General features: G+C 59.9%; 13 protein-coding genes, 1 tRNA gene and 1 pseudogene. 1 reads left to right on the top strand and 14 read right to left on the bottom strand.

From position 1 onward, the window contains the following. Positions 1 to 3: 3 nt before the first annotated feature. The 10 genes and pseudogenes from infB to rlmE form a co-directional block, all read right to left on the bottom strand. On the bottom strand, positions 4 to 2,559 hold the full coding sequence (gene infB / locus AAIA72_RS16065; protein WP_369601293.1) for a translation initiation factor IF-2: 2,556 nt from the start codon (positions 2,557 to 2,559) through the stop codon (positions 4 to 6). Positions 2,560 to 2,580: 21 nt separating this feature from the next. Beyond that, positions 2,581 to 4,077, bottom strand: a complete 1,497-nt coding sequence (gene nusA, locus AAIA72_RS16060; RefSeq protein WP_369601292.1) for a transcription termination factor NusA — start codon at positions 4,075 to 4,077, stop codon at positions 2,581 to 2,583. Then, positions 4,074 to 4,559 (bottom strand): ribosome maturation factor RimP, encoded by a 486-nt coding sequence (rimP, locus tag AAIA72_RS16055; RefSeq protein ID WP_369601291.1) that lies wholly within the window; start codon positions 4,557 to 4,559, stop codon positions 4,074 to 4,076. The genes nusA and rimP overlap by 4 nt, the downstream gene beginning before the upstream one ends. A gap of 182 nt (positions 4,560 to 4,741) precedes the next feature. Further along, positions 4,742 to 4,827: transfer RNA gene (locus AAIA72_RS16050), tRNA-Leu, on the bottom strand. 15 nt (positions 4,828 to 4,842) lie between these two features. Next, positions 4,843 to 5,259 (bottom strand): preprotein translocase subunit SecG, encoded by a 417-nt coding sequence (gene secG / locus AAIA72_RS16045; RefSeq protein ID WP_369601290.1) that lies wholly within the window; start codon positions 5,257 to 5,259, stop codon positions 4,843 to 4,845. A gap of 1 nt (position 5,260) precedes the next feature. Further along, a complete protein-coding gene (tpiA, locus tag AAIA72_RS16040; RefSeq protein ID WP_369601289.1) occupies positions 5,261 to 6,019 on the bottom strand; it encodes a triose-phosphate isomerase in 759 nt (252 codons plus the stop codon). Between the two features lie 29 nt (positions 6,020 to 6,048). After that, positions 6,049 to 7,388: pseudogene (glmM, locus tag AAIA72_RS16035) on the bottom strand (phosphoglucosamine mutase). After that, complete coding sequence (gene folP, locus AAIA72_RS16030) at positions 7,385 to 8,221, bottom strand: dihydropteroate synthase (protein WP_369601288.1); 837 nt, start codon at positions 8,219 to 8,221, stop codon at positions 7,385 to 7,387. Before folP ends, glmM begins: the two are co-directional and overlap by 4 nt. 61 nt (positions 8,222 to 8,282) lie before the next feature. Continuing rightward, positions 8,283 to 10,232: an ATP-dependent zinc metalloprotease FtsH gene (gene ftsH, locus AAIA72_RS16025; protein ID WP_369601287.1), complete on the bottom strand. Its 1,950-nt coding sequence runs from the start codon at positions 10,230 to 10,232 to the stop codon at positions 8,283 to 8,285. 92 nt (positions 10,233 to 10,324) lie between these two features. Beyond that, positions 10,325 to 10,948 (bottom strand): 23S rRNA (uridine(2552)-2'-O)-methyltransferase RlmE, encoded by a 624-nt coding sequence (rlmE, locus tag AAIA72_RS16020; protein WP_369601286.1) that lies wholly within the window; start codon positions 10,946 to 10,948, stop codon positions 10,325 to 10,327. 62 nt (positions 10,949 to 11,010) lie between these two features. On the opposite strand from rlmE, the gene AAIA72_RS16015 reads away from it, so the two are divergent. Then, a complete protein-coding gene (locus AAIA72_RS16015) occupies positions 11,011 to 11,331 on the top strand; it encodes a YhbY family RNA-binding protein (RefSeq protein ID WP_369601285.1) in 321 nt (106 codons plus the stop codon). 53 nt (positions 11,332 to 11,384) lie between these two features. Here the strand turns inward: AAIA72_RS16015 and greA are convergent, their stop codons facing one another. From greA to dapB, 4 genes are all read right to left on the bottom strand, one after another. Further along, positions 11,385 to 11,861, bottom strand: a complete 477-nt coding sequence (gene greA / locus AAIA72_RS16010; protein ID WP_369601284.1) for a transcription elongation factor GreA — start codon at positions 11,859 to 11,861, stop codon at positions 11,385 to 11,387. Further along, the gene (gene carB, locus AAIA72_RS16005; protein WP_369601283.1) at positions 11,858 to 15,088 is read right to left on the bottom strand and encodes a carbamoyl-phosphate synthase large subunit; all 3,231 of its coding nucleotides are present in this window, start codon (positions 15,086 to 15,088) and stop codon (positions 11,858 to 11,860) included. Before carB ends, greA begins: the two co-directional genes overlap by 4 nt. Positions 15,089 to 15,120: 32 nt before the next feature. Next, complete coding sequence (gene carA, locus AAIA72_RS16000) at positions 15,121 to 16,254, bottom strand: glutamine-hydrolyzing carbamoyl-phosphate synthase small subunit (protein ID WP_369601282.1); 1,134 nt, start codon at positions 16,252 to 16,254, stop codon at positions 15,121 to 15,123. A gap of 174 nt (positions 16,255 to 16,428) precedes the next feature. Further along, positions 16,429 to 17,232 carry a 4-hydroxy-tetrahydrodipicolinate reductase gene (gene dapB, locus AAIA72_RS15995; RefSeq protein WP_369601281.1) on the bottom strand — a complete coding sequence of 268 codons (804 nt, stop codon included), beginning with the start codon at positions 17,230 to 17,232 and terminating at the stop codon, positions 16,429 to 16,431. Positions 17,233 to 17,239 lie beyond the last annotated feature (7 nt).

The raw sequence follows: 17,239 nt of genomic DNA, 5'->3' as shown, positions 1-17,239 counted from the left end.
CGCTTACAGTTTGCGCTCAACCTTGACGCGGTCGAAGACCTCGATCAGGTCGCCGACTTTCACTTCATAGTTGCGCACACCGATACCACACTCCATGCCGGCACGCACTTCGGACACGTCATCCTTGAAGCGACGCAGGGACTCCAGCTCGCCTTCAAAGATCACCACGTTGTCACGCAGGACACGGATGGGCTTGTTGCGGTAGACCGTACCTTCCACCACCATGCAACCGGCCACCTGGCCAAACTTCGGCGAGCGGAAGGTCTGACGCACCTCGGCGATGCCCACGATCTCTTCCTTGAACTCGGGTTCCAGCATACCGGTCAGTGCGGCCTTGATGTCATCAATGATGTCATAGATGACGCTGTAATAACGCAGTTCGACGCCTTCCTGCTCGACCAGCTTGCGGGCCTTGGCATCCGCACGCACGTTGAAGCCGATGATAATGGCTTCCGAGGCCACCGCCAGGGAGACGTCCGTTTCGGCGATCCCACCGACACCGCTGCTGACAATGTTGACCTTGACCTCATCGTTACCCAGCTCCTGCAAGGCACTGGTCAGCGCTTCGAGCGAACCGCGCACATCCGTCTTCAGAATGATGTTGAGCGAACGCACCGCACCCTTGCCGATATTGTCGAACAGGTTCTCCAGAGATGCCTTCTGCTGGCGGGCGAGTCGCTCGGCACGCAGTTTCTCCTCGCGATACTGCGCAACTTCGCGGGCCTTGCGCTCATCTTCCACCACCAGGAATTCATCACCGGCATCCGGGGTGCCGGACAGACCCAGAATCTCCACAGGGGTTGACGGGCCGGCCTGCTTCACCGGCTTGCCGTTCTCGTCCAGCATGGCGCGCACACGGCCGTAGTGCGTACCGGCCAGCACAATATCTCCACGCTGCAGCGTACCGTTCTGAACCAGGACGGTCGCCACCGAACCCCGCGCCTTGTCGAGGCTGGACTCGATTACCACACCCTGGGCCGGCCCCTTGTGCCAGGCCTTGAGTTCAAGAATCTCGGCCTGCAGCAGGATGGCTTCCAGCAGGTCATCAATGCCCTGTCCCGTGTGTGCGGACACATTCACAAACTGCACGTCACCGCCCCACTCTTCCGGGATGACCTGAAGTGCTGACAGTTCGTTGCGGACGCGATCCGGGTCGGCTTCTTCCTTGTCAATCTTGTTGACCGCGACAATCAGCGGCACGCCGGCGGCACGCGCGTGCTCGACCGCCTCCTTGGTTTGCGGCATGACGCCATCGTCCGCGGCCACCACGAGAATGACGATATCCGTACACTGGGCACCGCGTGCGCGCATGGCCGTGAAGGCGGCGTGGCCCGGGGTGTCCAGGAAGGTGATCTTGCCGTGCGGCGTCTTGACCGCATAGGCACCGATATGCTGGGTGATACCACCGGATTCCTTGGCTGCCACGCGGGTGCGGCGGATGTAGTCGAGCAACGACGTCTTGCCGTGGTCCACGTGACCCATGACACTGACAACCGGTGCCCGGGGCTCGGGCTCGCCGGTGTAGGTAATGGATTCCATGACCTCTTCTTCCACGGCATTTTCCTTGGTGAGCACCACCTTGTGTCCCATCTCTTCGGCCACCAGCTGAGCGACTTCCTGCTCCAGGGGCTGGTTCACGGTCGCCATCACACCCAGCTTCATCAGGTGCTTGATCACTTCCGCCGCCTTGACGGACATCTTCTGGGCCAGCTCGCCCACTGTTATGCTTTCACCAATTACCACTTCTCTGACCACCGGCTGCTGAGTACGTTGTTGTGCAGCCTGTTGCCTGTTGGCCTTCTTTTTGCGGCGCTGCATGGACTTGACGGGAACCTTGAGCTTGGCACGCGGAATATCCGCCACCACCTCTTCCACTTCATCGGGCTCGACAAGCTCGGCTTCCACCAGCTTCTTGGGCGACTTCTTCTCCGCCTTGGGCTTGGGCTTGGGTTTGTGCTTGGGTGCATCATCCTTGTCATCACGCGGTTCGTGATGCTTTTTCTTGTGCGGGCGTGCGTCTTCGGCAGGCTCTGCCTTGGTTTCGGGCTCGGGTGAACCGGCTACCTCTTCCACTGCTGCCGGGGCATCCTTCTGCCCGGACTCGGACTCAGCCGACCGGGCAGCCTCTGCCGCGGCCTTTTCAGCTTCTTCACGTGCCTTGGCTTCTGCCGCTGCAGCCGCTGCCGCGGCGGCCTCCTCCTCAGCCTTGCGACGCGCTTCTTCGGCTTCCTTCGCGGCCAGCTCTTCCGGCGTCGGCCCGGTCTGAATGGCTGCGCGCTTGACATAGGTCCGCTTCTTGCGCACCTCGACATTGACCGTACGGTTGGCACCCGCACGAATGGTTGTCGTCTTCTTGCGCTTCAGGGTGATCTTGCTGGGCTCGGCCAGATCTTCACCGTGGGCCTGCTTCAGGTAAGCCAGCAGCGCCTGCTTTTCCTGAGCGGTGACCACATCATCCGCCGCTGCCTTTTTGATACCGGCCTCATGCATCTGTTTCAGGAGTTTTTCGACTGGCGTCCTGATTTCTTCCGCCAGTTTGGATACGGTTACTTCTGTCATACGGGACTCTCCTGTTGGCCGTTACTCTTCAGCATCCTCAAACCAGGGCTTGCGTGCGATCATGATCAACTCCGCCGCACGCTCCTCGGTCATGCCATCAATGTCCATGAGCTCATCAACGGACTGTTCGGCCAGATCTTCCATAGTGATAATGCCTTTGGCGGCCAACTGAAACGCCGTGTGGCGATCCATGGACTCCATATTGAGCAGGTCCTCTGCAGGCTGTGCCTGCTCGAGCTTCTCTTCATCCGCCAGCGCCTTGTTCAGCAGCACATCCTTGGCACGCTGCCGCAATGCCGTCACCAGGTCTTCATCAAACCCTTCGATCATCAGCATTTCTTCTGAAGGGACATAGGCCACTTCTTCAATACTGGTGAAACCTTCTTCCGCCAGTACCTGCGCCAGCTCCTCGTCCACATCCAGCTCTTCCACAAAGAGCCTGACGTACTGATTCAGTTCCTCTTCCTGACGCTTGCGCGCTTCTTCCTCTGTCATCACGTCGATTTCCCAGCCGGTGAGCTGGCTGGCCAGTCGCACGTTCTGACCGCCCCGGCCGATCGCCATGGCCAGGTTGTCCTCGGCCACCGCCACCTGCATGGTGTGGGTGTCCTCATCCATGATGATGGAAGCCACTTCCGCCGGTGCCATGGCGTTGATGACCAACTGGGCGGGATTGTCATCCCAGAGGATGATATCAATACGCTCGCCACCGAGCTCGCCGGATACGGCCTGCACCCGCGCACCCCGCATGCCGACACAGGCACCAACAGGGTCAATGCGTCCGTCATTGGTCTTGACGGCAATCTTGGCGCGCGCTCCGGGATCCCGCGCTGCAGCCTTGATTTCGATGACCTCTTCGGCAATCTCCGGCACCTCGATGCGGAACAGCTCGATCAGCATTTCATTGCAGGTCCGGCTGAGAATCAGCTGGGCACCCCGGACATCCTCCCGAATCTCCTTGAGCAGAGCGCGAACACGCTCCCCCATGCGGAAACGGTCGGTCGGCAGCGTCTGGTCCTTGGGCAGCAGCGCTTCGGCATTGTTGCCAAGGTCCACGATAATGTTGTCACGTGTCGTCTTCTTGACCGTACCGGTCACAAGTTCGCCCACCCGGTCACGGTAGGCTTCGACGATCTTGGCGCGCTCGGCCTCACGTACCTTCTGCACGATGATCTGCTTGGCGGCCTGTGCACCGATGCGGCCGAAGTCCACGGCTTCCACCGGGATTTCGTAGATGTCGCCAGGCTTGAGATTGGGGTCGATTTCGTGCGCTTCCTCAAGCGTCAGCTCCGTACCCAGTGCCGGTACAGCATCGTTGTCCACCACCAGCCAGCGGCGAAATGCCTTGTATTCACCGGTCTTGCGGTCTATCTCGACACGCACATCCGCTTCTTCGTCTTCAAACTGCTTCTTCGTGGCTGCGGCCAGCGCCAGCTCTATGGCTTCGAAAATGACGCCCTTGTCGACATCCTTCTCGTTGGCGATCGCTTCCACAACCATCAACAATTCTTTACTCATTTTCCAGATACCTCTGTCGCTGGGCCGTCTGTCCGCGGCACGATGTTCGCTTTTTCAATCCACTCAACAGGAAAGACATATTCTTCCCCATCCACATACAAACCGATTTCATCTGTGTCCTCGACACAGGTCAGCACACCCTTGTACTTGCGTCGGCCTTCAAAAGGCGCGCTCAGGCGCAAGCTGATTGTTTCTCCGACATACTGGCGATACTGCCAGGGCTCATACAGTGGCCTGTCCCACCCCGGGGAGGAAACCTCCAGGGTGTACTCATTCTTGATGGGGTCTTCCACATCCAGGATGCCGCTGATCTGCCGGCTCACCTTCTCGCAATCATCAATGGTCACTCCGTCTTCGGAGTCGATAAAAATGCGCAGGAGACTGCGGTGGCCCTGGGACAGATAGTCCAGCCCCCAGAATATGTAACCCAGCCCTTCGACCACGGGCCTGATCAGCTCTACCAGATCGTCTTTTCGTGCCAATGTGTACTGCCTTGTTGATGTGACAAATAAAAAATGGGCACCGAGCGCCCATTTATGAATACTGCTTGATCCATGTAGCAAAAAACCCCTGACGGGGTTCTTGCTGGCTGACATCCTGTCAGCGGCGGCGCTTATTATAGCCCCAAAAAAACAGGCGGGTCAATGCCCGCCTGCTTCAGATATGGTGCCGAAGGCCGGACTTGAACCGGCACGGCCAGTGGCCACTACCCCCTCAAGATAGCGTGTCTACCAATTCCACCACTTCGGCAAAACTCAAAAACTGTTACTGCAAATCCGGTGCTGCGTTGCTGTCTCCAGCTTCACCAGCAGTCGCATCCAGTGCCGGCACATCATTCTTTTCAGCACCTTCGCCCGCCTGAGGTTGCGGTGCCGGCTGATCCGCTGCGCTCTCGGTAATCGCCGGAATACCGGGGATACCTTCGTCAGGCGCGATATCTGCCCGCTGCTTGGCAAACACTGCCAGCGTGAAACTGGTCGCAAAGAATAATACAGCCAGCCAGGATGTCAAGCGCTGAAGAAAAGATGCGCTGCCCTGAGCACCAAATACTGTTTGGGATGCACCACTACCGAAGGCTGCGCCTGCATCCGCGCCCTTGCCATGCTGAATCAGAATCAGCGCAATCAGCGCGATTGACAACAGCACATGTACGGCAACTACCAGTGTTTCAACAAAGCCCATTTCATGTCCTCTCAGAGAGGGCTGCAATTATACAGGCAAAACTTTCAACTTCAAGAGATGCACCCCCAACAAGTGCACCATCCACGTCTTCACAGGCAAAAAGTCCTGCAGCGTTGTCCGGTTTGACCGATCCGCCATAGAGAATGGGCAGACTTTCGCCCGGCAGTCCCATGCCGTTCAGTGCATCGCGGAGCACCGCATGCATGGCCTGTGCCTGCTCTGCACTGGCCGTGCGGCCGGTCCCAATGGCCCAGACCGGCTCGTAGGCAATGACCAGTCGCGCCCCTTCCGGCACCATCCCTTCAAGCACCCCCAGCTGACGGCGGCACACCTCTTCTGCCTGCCCTGCATCCCGCTCCTCGAGGGTTTCACCGACACAAAGCACCGGTACCAGACCGGCAGCAAAGGCCTGCTGAAGCTTGTGACGTACCGTTTCATCCGTTTCGCCGTAAAGGTTGCGGCGTTCGGAATGGCCGACAATGACATGGGTCACGCCCACATCCGTCAGCATTTCCGCGGTCACCTCGCCCGTGTACGCCCCGGGGCCAGTGGCTGAGCAGTTCTGGGCCCCCAGTGCCACTGGCGATCCCCTGAATGCGCCACTCAGGACACCAAGATATACAAAGGGTGCCGCCACCATGATCTCGACATCCCGGGCGGGCTGCGATTCAAGCCGGGAGACCAGTTCCCTGGCATATTGATCACAGAATGCCAGGGAGCCATGACTCTTCCAGTTGCCGGCAACAATTTTAGGTCTCATGATTCATTCCTCCGGATATCAGCGGGCTGTCAGGCCAGGCTCTCGACCACGTCTGCGATACGCTGCGCAAGACCGGCCACCCGATTTGCATCAGTTCCCTCCACCATGACCCTGACGACCGGCTCCGTGCCCGAAAGGCGCAAGAGTACGCGCCCCTGATCGCCCAACTCCCTCTCTGCATCAGCAACAGCCCGTGCCACTTCCGGCACCTGAGTGACGTCTCTTTTTCACGCATGCGGACGTTCACCAGTGATTGCGGCGTCTTCTCCACACCTTCCAGGACCTCGGACAGGTGAGCGGCACCGGCATCACGCAACGCGGCCAGCACCTGCAGGGCGGAGACAATGCCGTCTCCGGTGGTGGTCACATCGCGGCACACCAGGTGACCGGATCCCTCTCCACCAATCCACCAGTCATGTTCGAACAGTTTTTCCATGACATAGCGATCCCCCACCTTGGCGCGGACAAAAGGTATCTCCCGCTTGCGCAATGCCTGCTCGATACCGAAGTTGGTCATCAGTGTACCGACCACACCTCCCTTGAGCAGCCCCTTGTCCTGACGATGACAGGCAATGATGTAGAGCAGTTCGTCACCATCCACCAGACGGCCATCACCATCCACCATCAGCACCCGGTCGCCATCTCCGTCAAAAGCGATCCCCAGGTCGGCGCCGGATTCCACTACGGCTTTCTGCAGCGCTTCCGGGTGCGTGGAACCGAAGCCATCGTTAATGTTCAGTCCGTTCGGCTGATTGCCCAGCACCGTCACCTTTGCGCCCAGCTCCCGGAACACCGCCGGGGCGACCTGATACGTGGCGCCTTGGGCGCAATCCAGCACGATATTCATGCCGTCCAGCGACAGACTGAAGGGCACGGTACTCTTGCAGAACTCGATATAGCGCCCGCGTGCATCCTCGATACGAACGGCCTTGCCCAGTGCAGCCGCATCGTCAATGGCAAGCGGCTTTTCAAGCCAGTCTTCAATACAGGCTTCGACCTCATCCGGCAGCTTGAATCCGCTGCCCGAAAAGAATTTGATGCCGTTATCATGGTGGGGGTTATGGGAGGCACTGATCACGATCCCGGCACAGGCCCTGAACGTACGGGTGAGATACGCGACAGCCGGAGTGGGCAGCGGCCCGAGCAGAGCCACATCAATGCCTGCCGCGGAGAGGCCGGCTTCCAGCGCCGACTCGAACATGTAACCCGACAGGCGCGTATCCTTGCCGATCAATACCAGCTTGCGCTCCGCACCCGAGCTCAGTGCGCGCCCTGCGGCCCAGCCCAGTTTCAGCATGAAATCCGGCGTGATGGGTGCCTCACCCACATGCCCGCGAATACCATCTGTTCCGAAGTAACGTCTGCTCAATGTCCATACTCCTTCATTTCCCGAACGGCCATGGCCACACGAATGGCGTCCCGGGTCTGCGCTACATCATGGACGCGCACGATCGCGGCACCGCGTTCCACGGCCATTGCCGCGGCGACGGCGCTACCCACAACCCGTTCCGGGGTCTCCCGCCCGGTCAGCTCACCGATCATGCGCTTGCGGCTCATGCCCACCAGCACGGGGTAACCGATGTCTGCAAAGCGGTCCAGCCCTTTCAACAGGGCCACATTATGCGCCAGTGTCTTGCCAAAACCAAAGCCCGGATCGATCAAAATGCGTCGGGAATTGATCCCGGTTCGGGTCAGGGCCTGCGCACGCAGCAGCAGGAAGCGGCGAATGTCCTCCACGACATTGTCGTACTGCGGATTGTCCTGCATGGTGGCCGGTTCACCCTGCATGTGCATGATACACAACGCCTGGGGGGCATCACGCACGACCTCAGCGGCGCCGGGGCGGCTGAAAGCCCGCACGTCGTTGATCAGGTGCACGCCCAGGGCGATGACTTCCTGCATCACTTCGGGGGTACTGGTGTCCACGGAGATCAGGGCATCGGTCTGCTTCAGCAGCGTCTCGACCACGGGACAGACACGATCCAGCTCCTCCTGCACGGAAACCGGCTGTGCACCGGGGCGGGTGCTCTCGCCCCCGACATCAATAAAATCCGCACCCGCCTCGCACATGGCCAGTGCATGGCTGACAGCTGCATTCAGGTCGCAGAATCGCCCGCCGTCCGAGAAGGAGTCGGGCGTGACATTGAGAATGCCCATGATTCTGGGCACGGACAAATCCAGTGAACGGTTACCAAACTGCATGAGTGATGATCCGAAAGGTTGAATCAGAAGGGCTGCCGATTGGCAGCCCTCCGGGGTGTGGTCAGTGTTCGCCGGCAGGCCCGCCGACACTGCCATCCTTGTCGGGCTCGGGGCCCGTCTTGCCGGACGATGCGTCTCCGGCGTCCGTAACCGGCGCACTGCCACCGGAGCCCTTGTCATCACTCCAGCCCTTGGGTGGACGAGGCTCGCGCCCTGCCATGATGTCATCAATCTGATGACTGTCGATGGTCTCGTACTTCATCAGGGCCTGCGCCATGAGATCCAGCTTGTCGCGGTTTTCGGTCAGGATCCGCTTCGCGGTCTCGTAGCAGTCCTCGATGATCTGGCGCACCTCTTCATCAATGCGCTGCGCCGTTTCCGGTGAATACACCTTGGGAGCGTGCCCCGCACTGCGGCCCAGGAAGACTTCCTCACCTTCATCGTCGTACATCAGCGGGCCGAGCTTGTCGGACAGCCCCCACTTGGTGACCATGTTGCGGGCAATTTCCGTCGCCCGCTTGATATCGTTGGATGCGCCGGTCGTCACCCCGTCAGGTCCCAGCGTCAGCTCTTCCGCGACGCGGCCGCCATAGAGACTGCAGATCCTGGAAATGAGAGCCCGCTTGCTCTGGCTGTAACGATCCTCTTCCGGCAGGAACATGGTGACACCCAGTGCCCGCCCGCGGGGAATGATGGACACCTTGTAGACCGGGTCGTGGTCAGGCACCAGCCGCCCCACGATCGCGTGGCCGGCCTCATGGTAAGCCGTATTGAGCTTTTCCTTTTCGGACATGACCATGGACTTGCGCTCGGCACCCATCATGATCTTGTCCTTGGCCAGCTCGAACTCGTGCATGCTGACCAGCCGCTTGTTGGCCCTTGCAGCGAACAGAGCCGCCTCGTTCACCAGGTTGGCCAGATCCGCACCGGAGAAACCCGGCGTGCCGCGGGCAATCACGCTCACATCCACGTCATCGGCGATGGGCACCCGACGCATGTGAACCCGCAGAATCTGCTCACGCCCGATGATATCGGGCAGGCTCACGACCACCTGCCGGTCGAAGCGACCCGGGCGCAGGAGCGCCGGATCCAGCACGTCAGGACGGTTGGTGGCCGCGATGACGATTATGCCTTCGTTGCCTTCAAAGCCATCCATTTCCACCAGCAACTGGTTGAGGGTCTGCTCACGCTCGTCGTGACCACCTCCCAGACCGGCACCACGATGGCGACCCACTGCGTCAATCTCGTCGATGAAGATAATGCACGGTGCCTGCTTCTTGGCCTGATCGAACATGTCGCGGACACGGGAGGCACCGACACCGACAAACATTTCCACGAAGTCGGAACCGGAGATGGAAAAGAACGGCACCTTGGCTTCACCGGCAATGGCTTTTGCCAGGAGGGTTTTACCCGTACCGGGCGGGCCCACCATCAGCACGCCGCGGGGAATCTTGCCGCCCAGGCGCTGAAACTTGCTGGGGTCGCGCAGGAATTCCACCAGCTCCTTGACCTCTTCCTTGGCTTCGTCACAGCCCGCGACATCCGCAAAGGTGGTCTTGATCTGGTCCTCGCTCATGAGGCGTGCCTTGCTCTTGCCGAAGGCCATGGGGCCCTTGCCGGCACCCCCGCCCTGCATCTGTCGCATGAAGAACATGAAGACGGCAATGATGATCAGTATCGGGAACGAGGCGACCAGGAGCTGCTGCCAGACACTCTGGGTCTCCGGCTCGCGCCCTTCCACGATGACATCGTTCTTGCGCAGGTCGGTCATCAGATCCAGGTCCAGCACATTCGGACGGATGGTCTTGTAACGTTCGCCGCTGGTGGATTCGATGTCCACTTCAAGCCCATCAATGACAACACGCCGCACCTGTCCGGATTCCACCATTTGCAGGAATTCGGAATAGGCGAGCTGATTGCCCGCGGCCGGCACGTTGAAGTTGTTGAAGACCGTCATCAGGACGGCCGCGATGATGAGCCATAAAACCAGATTTTTTGCCATGTCGTTCAAGGGTAACCCCGTGTAAGTTCCAAACAGACTGTGCTCAGTCAACCATACTATAGGCCCCGCCCTATGGCCAGCCGGGTGCCATTAATTTTTGCTCAAGCTTTGAAGCCCTTGCCCACGATATAGGTTTCCCGTGACCGGGCCCTGGAGGCGTCCGGCTTGCGGATGACCACATTGGAAAAGCTCTGCCGCGCATCGGCGAGGATCTGATCGAAGCCTTCTCCGTGAAAGATTTTCGCCACCCAGTTGCCACCCGGCTTGAGCACGGTGCGGGCGAGATCCAGGGACAACTCAACGAGATACATGGCGCGGGGAATATCCACGGCCTTGTTACCACTCATATTGGGGGCCATATCCGAAAGTACAAGATCTACCGGTTCGCCATTTACCGAGGCCAGAATTTCATTCAGCACGGTTTCTTCGGTGAAATCCCCCTGAATGAAGGTGACGCCGGCGATACTGTCCATTTCAAGCAGATCACAGGCAATGACGCGGCCGTGATGCCCCACGCGCTCCGCGGCAATCTGCGACCAGCCTCCGGGCGCGCCCCCCAGATCAATGACCGTCATGCCCGGCCGGAACAGCCGATCCTTCTTGTCCAGCTCCAGCAGCTTGAAGCTCGCCCGAGACCGGTAGCCTTCTTCCCGCGCTTTCTGCACATAGTGATCACTGTGATGTTCTTGCAACCAGCGTGCGCTGGAGCGGGATCTGGTAGACATGATGCCTCCGTGGTCGATAGAATGGGTGGCTTGTTCTGGCAAAGTCCAACCGGGTATAACGAATGTCTTTAACAGCTGATCAAAAGAAGTATTATCGCACGATCGCGCACCACCTCAAGCCGATCGTGACCATCGCCGAAGGCGGCATCTCCGAAGGCGTCATCAACGAACTGGAGCGGGCATTGTCCGAGCACGAGCTGATCAAGGTGAAGTTCGCCATCCCGGATCGTGAAGTGCGGGCAGCGCTGATTCAGGAAACCCTGAAACTCAGCCGTGCCGAGCTGATCCAGCAGATTGGCAAGATTGCGATCATGCTGCGACGCAATCCGCAGCCCAACCCCAAACTGTCCAACATCCTGCGCTTCGAAAGCGGCCGCCTCTGAAATGCAACAGGCCGGGCTTGCCCGGCCTGTTCGGTTTCACATCACCGTTTCCATCACTCGTGCCGGACGTCGTCGATCTCGTACTCGATGACACCATTGGGCACGTGAACGGTCACCACATCACCGACTTCCTTTCCGATCAGGGCCCGGGCAACCGGTGAACTGATGGAAATCTTGCCTTGCTTGATGTCCGCCTCGTCGTCGCCGACAATGGTGAAGGTCTTTTTCTCTTCCGTTTCACAGTCGATGATGTCCACTGTCACGCCGAAAATCACCTTGCCGGTGTTTTCGATCTGTGTGACATCAATGACCTGCGCCATGGACAGCTTGGCTTCAATTTCCTTGATGCGCCCTTCGATGAAACCCTGCTGTTCACGCGCCGCATGGTACTCGGCGTTTTCCTTCAGATCACCATGCTCGCGCGCCTCGGCAATGGCTTCGATGATACGCGGACGCTCCTGCGTTTTCAGCCGGTGCAGCTCCTGCCGGAGTGCTTCCTCTCCGGCCTTGGTCATGGGAATCTTGTTCATTCGTCTGTACCCATTGTTGAGTGTATGTCCTGCAAACGTGTCACTGTCAGGGCGTGCTGGCCAAAGCGGATGGCACGGCACAGTGCCTCTCCACCTGCGAGAGTCGTAGTATAGGTGATCTTGTGCATCAGTGCCGACTTGCGGATTTCCGCAGAATCGGCAATGGCCTGACGCCCTTCCGTGGTGTTGACGATCAGATCCACCTCACCGTTCTTGATGGCATCCACTACGTGCGGACGCCCTTCACGCACCTTGTTGACCCGGCGTACCGGCAATCCGGCATCAGCAATGGCCTGCGCCGTGCCACCGGTTGCCATCAGCTCGAATCCGGCCTCGATCAGGTCGCGGGCCAGCTGCACTGCGCCGGGCTTGTCCACATCGCGCACACTGATGAATGCCGTACCACCCTTGGGCAGTGTCACGCCCGCACCCAGTGCGGCCTTGGCAAAGGCCTCGTCGAAGGTCTCGCCGGACCCCATGACTTCGCCGGTAGACTTCATTTCCGGCCCGAGAATGGGATCCACGCCCGGGAACTTGTTGAACGGGAAGACGGATTCCTTGACGTTGTAGCGAGCCGGCACGATTTCCTTCGTGACGCCCTGCTCCGCCAGTGTCTTGCCGACCTTGCAGCGGGCGGCAATCTTCGCCAGCGAGCGCCCGATGGCCTTGGAGACGAAGGGCACTGTGCGGGAGGCACGCGGATTCACTTCAATGACATAGATGCGGTCGTCCTGCCAGGCCAACTGAACGTTCATCAGCCCCACCACACCCAGCTCTTTGGCCATGCGCACCACCATGGTCCGCATTTCATCCTGCACCTCGGCCGGCAGACTGTAGGGCGGCAGCGAACAGGCCGAGTCACCGGAGTGCACGCCTGCCTGTTCGATATGCTGCATGATGCCGCCGATCACCACATCCTTGCCGTCACTGACCGCATCGATGTCGATTTCGATGGCCGCATTCAGGAAGTGATCCAGCAGTACCGGCGAGTCGTTGCTGACACTGACCGCTTCGCGCATGTACTTGCGCAGTTCATCTTCGTTGTAGACGATTTCCATGGCCCGGCCACCCAGCACGTAGGAGGGACGCACCACCAGCGGATAGCCGATTTCTGCCGCCTTGACGAGCGCCTCCTCCATGCTCCGCGCGGTGGCATTGGGGGGCTGCAGCAGACCGAGCTTGTCGATCATGCGCTGGAATCGCTCCCGGTCTTCTGCCCGGTCGATGGCATCGGGCGAGGTGCCGATGATGGGCACGCCGGCCTGTTCAAGTCCGCGCGCCAGCTTGAGCGGGGTCTGACCGCCATAATGGACGATCACGCCCTTTGGTTTCTCGACCTCGATGATTTCAAGCACATCCTCAAGGGTGATCGGCTCGAAGTACAACCGGTCGGAGGTGTCGTAGTCCGTGGAGACGGTTTCCGGGTTGCAGTTGATCATGATGGTTTCGTAGCCGTCCTCACGCAGCGCCAGCGCAGCGTGCACACAGCAGTAGTCAAACTCGATCCCCTGCCCGATCCGGTTGGGGCCACCACCAATGATCACGATCTTTTCCCGATCCGTCGGATCGGCCTCGCACTCTTCCTCGTACGTGGAGTACATGTAGGCGGTGGTGCTGGCAAATTCGGCCGCACAGGTATCCACACGCTTGAACACGGGCCGGATACCGAGTTCGTGCCGGAGCTTGCGGAAGGCCGATTCGCTGATATCCAGCAGGCTGGCCAAGCGGGCATCGGAAAAGCCCTTGCGCTTGAGCTCGCGGATACGCTCCGCTGTCAGTTCCGCCATGGGGGTGTTGCGGATCTGCATTTCTTCGTCGACGATGTCCTGGATCTGCACCAGATACCAGGGATCAATGCCCGTGGCGTCGTAAACCTCTTCGACGGTCATCCCGGCACGGAAGGCATCGGCCACATACCAGATGCGCTCGGCACCGGGAATCTTGAGCTCCCGGATCAGACGGTCACGGGCATCCGGCTCATTGAAATCCAGTTTGGGCTCAAAGCCGGCCGAGCCTACCTCCAGGCCGCGCAGCGCCTTCTGAACCGACTCCTGGAAGGTGCGGCCGATGGCCATGACTTCACCGACCGATTTCATCTGTGTGGTCAGCCGCGCGTCGGCCTGCGGGAATTTCTCGAAGGTGAAGCGCGGAATCTTGGTGACCACGTAGTCAATGCTGGGCTCAAAGGATGCCGGCGTGACGCCACCGGTAATGTCGTTCTGCAGCTCGTCCAGCGTGTAGCCGACCGCCAGCTTGGCGGCCACCTTGGCAATGGGGAAACCGGTGGCCTTGGAGGCCAGCGCCGAAGAACGGGACACCCGCGGATTCATCTCGATGACCACCATGCGGCCGGTCTTCGGATCCACGCCAAACTGGACGTTGGAGCCGCCGGTTTCCACGCCGATCTCGCGCAGAACCGCCAGCGAGGCGTCGCGCATGATCTGGTATTCCTTGTCCGTCAGTGTCTGTGCCGGCGCGACCGTAATGGAGTCTCCGGTGTGGACGCCCATCGGATCAAAGTTTTCGATGGAACACACGATGATGCAGTTGTCCTTCTTGTCCCGGATGACCTCCATTTCATATTCTTTCCAGCCCAGCAGCGACTCGTCGATGAGCAGTTCATTGGTGGGCGAAAGATCCAGTCCGCGCTCGCAGATTTCGATAAATTCTTCACGATTGTAGGCGATGCCACCGCCGCTGCCGCCCAAAGTGAAGGACGGACGGATGATGGCCGGAAAGCCGATGCGGTCAAGCACCTGCAGGGCTTCTTCCATGGAGTGGGCAATGGCCGACCGGGGCGTTTCCAGACCGATGGCCTTCATGGCCTTGTCGAAGCGTTCCCGGTCTTCCGCCTTGTCGATGGCGTCCTGGGTGGCGCCGATCATTTCCACGCCAAACTCTTCCAGCACCCCGTGTCTGGCCAGATCCAGCGCACAGTTGAGTGCGGTTTGTCCGCCCATGGTGGGCAGCAGTGCGTCGGGGCGCTCCTTCTCGATGATGCGGGCAACACTTTCCCAGGTGATGGGCTCGATGTAGGTGGCATCGGCCATGGCCGGGTCGGTCATGATGGTAGCCGGGTTGGAGTTGACCAGGATGACCCGGTAGCCTTCCTCACGCAGTGCCTTGCAGGCCTGCGCACCGGAGTAGTCGAATTCACAGGCCTGGCCGATGACAATGGGGCCGGCGCCGATGATCAGTATGCTTTCTATATCTGTACGTTTTGGCATGTTGCGCGTGCTCTCTCGTTCCGGTCCGGGTTTCAGGCGTGCTGGGCCAGCATGTTGATGTAGCGGTCAAACAGCGGCGCCACGTCGTGGGGGCCGGGGCTGGCTTCCGGGTGCCCCTGGAAGCTGAAGGCCGGTACGTCGGTACGTTCGATACCCTGAAGGGAACCGTCAAACAGTGATTTGTGCGTAGCTCTCAGACAATCCGGCAGGCTGTCCTCTTCCACCGCAAACCCATGGTTCTGGCTGGTGATCATGACCACCCCCGTATCCAGATCCTGGACCGGGTGGTTGGCGCCGTGATGGCCGAATTTCATCTTGACTGTGCGCGCACCACTGGCCAAAGCCAGCAGCTGGTGCCCCAGACAGATGCCAAATATCGGCTTGCCGGAGGTGAGCAGGGTGCGAATGGCTTCGATGGCATAGGTACAGGGCTCCGGATCACCCGGTCCGTTGGACAGGAATATGCCGTCCGGATTGAGGGCCAGCACCTCTTCGGCCGGCGTGGTGGCGGGAACGACTGTGACACGGCAGCCGCGCTGAACCAGCATGCGCAGGATGTTGTACTTCACGCCAAAGTCATAGGCGACCACGTGATAGCGCGCCTCGCCCGGCTCGGCATAGCCTTCACCCAGATGCCATTCACCCTGTTTCCATTCGTAGGGTTTGTCGCAGGTCACTTCCTTCGCCAGATCCATGCCCTTGAGGCCGGGAAAGGCGCGTGCCGCTTCGAGTGCCTCGGCTTCATCGGGCTGGTCGCCGGCTATCAGGCAGCCGTTCTGGGCACCCTTTTCGCGCAGGATGCGGGTGAGGCGACGGGTGTCTATTCCCGCAATGGCCACCACATTGTTTTCCTGCAGATATTCGGAAAGGCCCTTTTCTGCGCGGAAGTTGCTGTAGCGAATCGGCAGATCCCGAATGATCAGCCCGGCGGCGTGTACACCGGCCGATTCCACATCCTCACTGTTGACGCCCGTGTTGCCGATGTGAGGATAGGTGAGCGTCACCATCTGGCGCGCGTAGGATGGGTCGGTCAGGATTTCCTGATAACCGGTCATGGCAGTGTTGAATACGACCTCACCGACGCTCTTGCCCTTTGCGCCGATGCTGTAGCCCCTGAAGACGCTACCGTCTTCGAGTACCAGAATTGCGGGAGTTTTGGATTCCATAGTCAGCCAGTTCGCACCACAGTTGTTCAGACGTCGCCTGATTTCAGGTTGCAAAAAAGCGAGAGGGAGTTGCCTCCTTCCCGCTTTCTTGTTGTGAATCGCGCTGTCTGCGTGTACGGATCCCACGCAAACTGCGGTATTATATCGTCACGGTGCCGGGCTGTCCATTGAGGATCAACGCAATCCCAGAACGTCCTGCATGTCGTACAAGCCTGCCGGTTTGCCGGCCAGCCAGGCCGCAGCGCGAACGGCGCCCTGCGCAAAGGTCATCCGGCTGGAGGCCTTGTGGGTGATTTCCACGCGCTCACCGATACCGGCAAACATGACCGTGTGCTCGCCCACGATGTCGCCCGCCCGGATGGTTTCGAACCCAATCTGGTTCGCCGGGCGCTCGCCGGTGATCCCCTCGCGTCCGTATACCGCACATTCGGACAGGTCTCGCCCGAGAGCGTTGGCCACCACTTCACCCAGCTTCAGCGCCGTGCCGGAAGGGGCATCTTTCTTGTGGCGGTGATGCGCCTCGATGATCTCGATGTCGTAACCCTCCCCTAAAACGCGTGCGGTCAGCTCCAGCACCTTGAGCAGCACGTTGATGCCGACACTCATGTTGGGCGCGAAGACCACGGGGATGTCCCGCGACGCCTCACGAATGGTGGCAATCTGTGCTTCGGTGAGTCCGGTGGTGCCGATCACCACCGCCTTGCCTGCGTCGCGGCAGATGGCGAGCATGTCGACGGTCAGTTCGGGCTGCGTGAAGTCGATCAGCACATCGAAGTCATCCAGCACTTCGCTCAGATAGGCTGCACACTCGACACCCAAGGAACCCACTCCGGCAAGCTGGCCCGCGTCGGTGCCCACCAGGGAGGAGCCCGGCCTGACCGTCGCTGCACCGAGCTTCACGTCCGGGTGCTGCGTCACCGCCTCGACCAGTACGCGTCCCATCCTGCCGGCCACACCGGCTATGGCGATACGTTGCATGGTGATC

It is taken from the genome of Thermohahella caldifontis, from assembly GCF_041153465.1.
In the GTDB taxonomy this organism is placed as follows: Bacteria; Pseudomonadota; Gammaproteobacteria; order Pseudomonadales; family Oleiphilaceae; genus Thermohahella; species Thermohahella caldifontis.
Note: the sequence above shows the minus strand (reverse complement) of the source record. Positions and strands in the feature narration are given on the sequence as shown.